The sequence below is a fragment of the Streptomyces sp. SID14515 genome, assembly GCF_010548505.1.
GTDB lineage: Bacteria > Actinomycetota > Actinomycetes > Streptomycetales > Streptomycetaceae > Streptomyces > Streptomyces caviscabies.
On record NZ_JAAGMH010000114.1, the window covers coordinates 1 to 5,700 of the forward strand.

At 75.9% G+C, this 5,700-nt stretch carries 3 protein-coding genes; 1 reads left to right on the forward strand and 2 read right to left on the reverse strand.

What is annotated here, in order from left to right; genetic code table 11:
• The coding region (locus G3I54_RS26850) for a serine/threonine-protein kinase (RefSeq protein ID WP_164617968.1) at window positions 1-1,126 on the reverse strand (1,126 nt) is incomplete at its 3' end.
• Window positions 1,127-1,286: 160 nt separating this feature from the next.
• On the reverse strand, window positions 1,287-2,960 hold the full coding sequence (locus G3I54_RS26855; protein WP_164617970.1) for a serine/threonine-protein kinase: 1,674 nt from the start codon (window positions 2,958-2,960) through the stop codon (window positions 1,287-1,289).
• Window positions 2,961-3,436: 476 nt separating this feature from the next.
• Here G3I54_RS26855 and G3I54_RS26860 point away from each other — a divergent pair.
• The coding region (locus tag G3I54_RS26860; RefSeq protein ID WP_164617973.1) for an FHA domain-containing protein at window positions 3,437-5,700 on the forward strand (2,264 nt) is incomplete at its 3' end.

Sequence of the window (5,700 nt, forward strand, 5' to 3'; positions counted from 1 at the left end):
GGGTGAGGCGGCGCTTGCGGACGGCGGCCGCCTTGTTGCGGGCGGAGCCGGGCCGGGGCCGGCCCGGGGCGCGGGGGGCGCGGGCCGTTCCGAGCGGGCCGCCCGCCAGCTCGTCCGGGGCCGGGACGCGCATGCTCGTGTGGGTGTCCCGGTTGGAGTCGGGCGCGGAGCCCGGCACCAGCGGGACCGCCCCGCGGCGGCGGGGCTCCTCGGCGGCCGGGGTGTACTGCTGCTCGTCGTAGGCGGCGGGCTGCTGGTCGCTCTCCTCCGGGCCCGGCTCGTCCACCTCCAGCGGCGGTATCCCCGCCAGCAGGGGCAGCAGGTCGCGCAGCCGTACGGCGAGCTCCGAGGCGCGCAGCCGGGAGGCGGGGGCCTTGGCCAGGCACTGGACCAGGAGCTGCCAGAGCTCCTCGGGGATGCCGGGGAGCGGGACGACGGTCTCGGTGACATGGCGGCGCAGGACCGCGCCGGGGTGGCCGCCGCCGAAGGGTGTGAATCCGGCGAGCAGCTCGTACAGCACGGTCGCGAGCGCGTAGATGTCGACGGCGGCGCGCGGCGGCAGGCCCTCGACGATCTCGGGGGCCAGGTAGTCCGGCGTACCGATGATCTTCGTGGCCTTGGTGCGGCGCGGGGTGTCGATCAGTTTGGCGACGCCGAAGTCGGTGAGCAGGGCCGGGTGGGCGCCGCCGGGGCCGAGCGGGCCCTCCATGTCGAGCAGGATGTTCTCCGGCTTGACGTCGCGGTGGACCACCTGGGCCTTGTGCGCGGCGGCCAGCCCGTCGGCGACGTCCGCGATGATCGCGACGGCGGCCTCGGGGGCGAGGCGGCGCTCGCGGTCCAGGCGGGTGCGCAGGTCGGTGCCGCGTACGAGTGTCATGACCAGGGCCAGGTCGTTGCCGTCCACGACGAGGTCCCGGACGGCGACCACGTGCGGGTGGTCGAGTCCGAGCAGGGCGGTGCGCTCCTGTACGAAGCGGCCCACGAGCTCCTGGTCGGACGCGAGGTCCTCACGGAGCAGCTTGATGGCGACCGGGCCCTCGGGCCCTTCGCCGAGCCATACCGTGCCGGCGCTGCCGCGCCCCAGGATCTGGTGCGCCGTGTACCGGCTGCCGATATTCCGTGCCAAGACTGCTCCCTCAGCGGCTGGCGGTGGACCCCCGGTCGACAAAGTTACGCGGCGTTCGGGGTGTCACGTGCCCTGGATGGCACCGACCTCGACTTCTCCGGGCCAAATAGGCCCGGAGAAGTCGACAAAGGGACAGGGTTGCGGGTCAGGCCATGCCGGGTCAGGCTCCGCCCGAGCCTCCGACCTCGTCGCCGACCTTGGAGATCCAGTCGGTGACCGTGCCGATCGCGTCGCCGATCGCTTCCCAGTAGCCCTTGCCCTGGGCGACCCAGTCCTGGAGCGGGGTCAGCTCCCAGATGAGCCAGCCGGCGATGATCAGGAGCACCACGGTGAACAGGCAGCCCTTGAGGCAGCCGAGCCCGGGGATGCGCATCGGGTTGGCGCCGCGCTGCCTCGGCGGACGCGGCTCGCGCGGCGGGCGCGCGGCCGGCTGCTGGGGCTGCTGCGGCTGCGGGGGCGCGTACTGCTGCTGCTGGGGCTGCTGCGGCTGCTGGTAGCGCTGCGGCTGGTGCTGTTGCTGCTGGTGTTGCGGCGGGTACTGCTGGTGCTGCGGAGGCGGCTGGCGGCGCTGGGGCTGCTGCTGCTGGTGTTGCTGCTGCGGTGCCTGGCGCTGGGGGCGGCGGCGCAGCGGGTCCTGGCTCGGGTCGAGGTACTGGACCTGAGTCTGCTCGTTGCGGTCGCGGGCCGCCTGGAGCTGCGACTGCCAGGGGTGCGGGCCGTCCGGCTGCGGCGGCCCGTCGGGGTGCTGCGGCACGGGCGGCATGACGGCGGTCGGGTCGGCGTGCCCGCCGGGTCCGCCCTGGCCGCCGGGTCCGGTCTGCGGGAGCACGCTGGTGGCGGCGGCCGGGTCGTAGGAGCCCGCGTTGCTCGGCAGCACCTGCGTGGGGTCGGCCGCGCCCGGGGTCTCCGGGACCGCGGCGGGCGCCGGGTCGGGGGCGAGCAGGGCGCCCACCCCGTCGGCGGCGGCGATCTGGGCGGAGTTCGCGTGGACGCCGATGCCCGCGGCGACCGTACGCAGACCGCGGGCCAGGTTCTCGGCGCTGGGCCGGCGCTCCGGGTCCTTGCTCAGGCAGCGCTCTATGACCGTCCACAGCGGCGCGGGCACGGTGGAGGGCCGGCGGGGCTCCTCGCTGAGGTGCCGGTGCAGGACTTCGAGGGCGGTGCCCCCGGCGAACGGCGGACGGCCGGTGACCAGCTCGTACAGCAGGATGCCCGCGCCGTAGATGTCGACGGCGGAGGTCTGCGGGCGGCCCTCGGCGGACTCCGGCGCGACATAGGCGGGCGTGCCGACGAACTCGTGGGTCCGGGTCAGGCCCGGGGAGTCGGCGAGGCGCGCGATGCCGAAGTCGGTGAGCATCGGGGTCATGCCGCCGTCGCGCTCGTCGAGCAGCACGTTGGCGGGCTTGAGGTCGCGGTGGACGACGCCGTCGGCGTGGCTGGCGGCGAGCGCGTCCGCGATCTGCGCGGTGAGCAGCGACGCGGCGACCGGGGTGAGCGGGCCGTTCTCGCGGAGGTAGCGGTGCAGGTCGGGGCCGTCGATCAGGTCCATCACCAGGGCGAGGAGATCGCCCTCGACGACGAGGTCGCGGGTGCGCACGATGTTCGGGTGCGTGAGCCGCAGCAGGACGGAGCGCTCCCGCAGGAACCGCATCACCACATCGGCGTCGTTGGCCAGCTCCTCCTTGAGGACCTTGATGGCCACGGTCTCGCCGGGCTGACCCGCGACGGCTGCCTCGGCGCCCGCGGTCTCCCGCTGGCGGGCTCGCCAGACGGTGCCCGTGGCGCCGCGCCCGAGCGGCTCCTCGAGCAGGTACTTGCTGCCTACCGGCCGCACGTCATGCGCTCCCTGCTGATCGTGGTGCTTGCGGTCCCCTGAGAGGGTGCCCGAATGTTCCGGCCCACTGTAGTGCCGCCGAACGGGGCATCGGGGGCTCGCGTTTCGGGGGAAGACGCGCAGACCGGGCGGAAGGTTGCCGCACGGCCGACCCCAGGGCGCACGAACGTTCGGGCGCGGGTGCGGGTTCCGGCCCGGCTCGGTGCAGGTATCTGCCACGGAACCCCTCCGAGCGGCGGGATCCGGACGCAAGCAGGCACTTTTGCGCCCACAGCCGACCATTCAAGATCATTTAAAGGTGACCGCCGGGCGTGTTGTCAGTGGCAGGTGCGAGGATGCCTCCAGCACGGATCTGCGGGCTCGGAGTCTCGCGGTGCGTGACGACCTGTACGGACGACGTGTCCGTGCCGGGTGGGGGGAATCACAGGGCGTTTCCCCTGCCGGGCACCCCCGCGCAGAAGGGACCGCTGACGGCGATGCAGATCCGGCTGACCGTCCTCGCGCCGCGCAGCGGCCAGACCCCGGCGCGCACCTGCGACGTGCTCGTCACCGCCCCCGCCGGGACGGCGCTGGCGGCCGTCGCCTCCCAGCTGGCCGCCGCCGTGTCGGGGCCCGAGAGCTCCCAGGGCGGCGGAGCGGTCGTGCTCTTCGCCGGACGGGAGCGGCTGGACGGGCACCGGATCGCGCTGGGCGAACCGCCCCTGGTGGACGGCGCGGTCCTCTCGCTCCAGGTTCCCGGCGACGACGAGGCGACGGACGACGCCGTTCCGGCCCAGCTGCACGTGGTGGCGGGGCCGGACGCGGGCGGGGTCCATCTGCTGCACGGCGGGCAGATCCGGATCGGCCGCTCAGCCGACGCGGACGTCCCGCTCGACGACCCGGACGTCTCCCGGCTGCACTGCGCGGTGACGGTCTCCGACGACGGCCGGGTCTCGGTCGCCGACCTCGGCTCGACGAACGGCACCTCGCTGGACGGCGTCGAGGTGCACGAACGGCCGGTCCGCCTCGCCCCCGGCGCGCTGCTGCGGCTCGGCGAATCCGCCCTCCGCCTCACCGCGGGCTCCCGTCCGGCGACGCTGCCGACCGCCCCGGACGGCGAGGGGCATCTGCGGGTGACCCGCGCCGAGACGGGGCCCTCCGCCCCGGGCCACGGCACCGGTGCGCCCTTCGCCGCCGGCCCCTCCGACCACGGCGGCCCGGGCCCCGGCCACGCGCACGGCGCACCGACCCGGACATCCGGACCCGGCGCGTCCGGCCCAGCCTCCCCGTTCTCACCCCCCGCCTCCGCCGCCGCTTCCTCCGCCCCCGACGAGGGCTCCTGGCCGGAGCACGCCGAGGCCGGGCACGGGGCGCATGCCCGTGGCGAGGAGTTCACCGACGCCCCGGCGCCCCGGCGCGGCATAGGGGCCTGGGCGAGGCGGCTCAAGGGCGGCGCGAAGGGTGAGCAGGCGACGGGCCCGGAGACGGGGGGCGGCCGGTCCAGGACCTCCGGCGGCCCCGACGCGTACGGCGCCACCCGCACCCCGGACGACCCGGGCGCCGCGTCGGCGCACGGATCGACGGCGCACGGATCAGGGGCGCGCGGAACAGGGCCGTACGGATCCGGGGCGCATGGACCGGCGGGCGCGTACGGCTCCGAGACGCATGGATCTGCCGGTGCGTACGGCTCCGGTGCGTACGACTCCGGTACGTACGACTCCGGGGCGTACGACTCCGGGGCGTACGACTCCGGAACGTATGGCTCCGCAGCGGGCTCCCATGGTTCACCGGGCGGCTCAACCGACCTCTCCGGCAGCCAGGCGTCGGGGGCCGGGCATCTCGCCTCGCCCGCCTCCCCCGGCTCGCCCTTCTCCGCGCTGGCCTCCGCCCCCGAGGGCACCTGGCCCGATCCGGCCGCCGTGCTGCTGACCGCGCTCGGGCCCGGGCCCCGGCTCTGGGAGCGCCACCCGGAGCACCCGGAGGCGCTGGTGGTGCGGCTCGGCACGACCGACCGGGCCGAGGTGCCCGCCGTGCCGGTGACCGTGGGGCTGCGGGAGGCCGGTTCGCTGGGGCTCGCCGGTCCGCGCGCCCGGCTGGCGGGGCTGGCCCGGGCGACGGTGGCGCAGCTCGCCGCGCTGCACTCCCCGTTCGACCTGGAGATCGTCCTCATCAGCACGGACCGCGCCCGCCCGCTGGAGGAACGACGGCGCGAGTGGTCCTGGCTGGGGTGGCTGCCGCATCTGCGCCCGACGCACGGGCAGGACTGCCGGCTGCTCCTCGCGTACGACCGTGAGCAGGCGGCCGCCCGTACCGCCGAGCTGGTGCGCCGCCTCGACGAGGGCCCGCTCGGCCCCGGCTGGCCGCATCTGGACCGGGCCGCGGTGGCCGAGGCCGCCCGCTCCCACAAGGGTCCGCACACGGTGGTCGTCCTGGACGGCGACCCCGGTACGGCGATGCTGCGCGAGACCACCGCACGGCTGGCCGGGGCGGGCGCGGCGGCCGGGATCCATCTGATCTGCCTGGCCGAGACCCCGGCCGCCTCCCCCACCTCCCCGGTGGCCGCGACGTACGAGGCCGCCTGCCGGGCCTCCATCGCCTTCCGCGAGTGCGGGGCGGTCGCGATGCTGAGCGGAGACGTCGCCACGGCGTTGCGGCTGCTGCGCACGGCGGGCGGGCAGGCGGCGGGGCACGGGACGGTGGCCGCGGTGGACGCGGTGTCGGCGGCCTGGGCCGAGCGGTTCGGGCGGGCCCTGGCGCCGCT